A 511-nucleotide genomic window follows, 5' to 3' on the forward strand; every position below is an offset into this window, starting at 1 on the left:
TTTGCGGAACATCTCAACACCGGTGCAGGTAGTGGTGGTGGTGTCACGCAGACCAACGATTTCCAGTGGATCCTGAACGCGAACAATACCGCGCTCGATACGACCGGTCACAACAGTACCGCGACCCGAGATCGAGAACACGTCTTCGATCGGCATCAGGAATGGCTGGTCGATAGCACGAACTGGCTCAGGGATGTAGGCATCCAGAGTTTCTACCAGCTTCTTCACAGCGGTAGTACCCATTTCGTTGTCGTCTTTGCCTTCCAGCGCCATACGAGCAGAACCGATGATGATCGGAGTGTCATCACCCGGGAAGTCATAGGTGGACAGCAGGTCGCGAACTTCCATCTCAACCAGCTCCAGCAGCTCTGCGTCGTCTACCAGGTCAGCCTTGTTCAGGAAAACCACGATGTACGGAACGCCTACCTGACGGGACAGCAGGATGTGCTCACGAGTTTGTGGCATCGGACCATCGGCAGCCGAGCAAACCAGGATCGCGCCGTCCATCTGC

Annotated in this window: 1 protein-coding gene; it reads right to left on the bottom strand. The window is 56.2% G+C overall.

All coding sequences use genetic code 11. The annotated features are described in order from the left end of the window. Positions 1–511 (bottom strand): GTP-binding protein (locus ACK6BI_RS28035; protein WP_409319667.1); only part of this gene is annotated, 511 nt, incomplete at both ends.

The organism is Pseudomonas sp. KCJK9016, assembly GCF_046231795.1.
GTDB classification, from domain to species: Bacteria; Pseudomonadota; Gammaproteobacteria; order Pseudomonadales; family Pseudomonadaceae; genus Aquipseudomonas; species Aquipseudomonas bananamidigenes.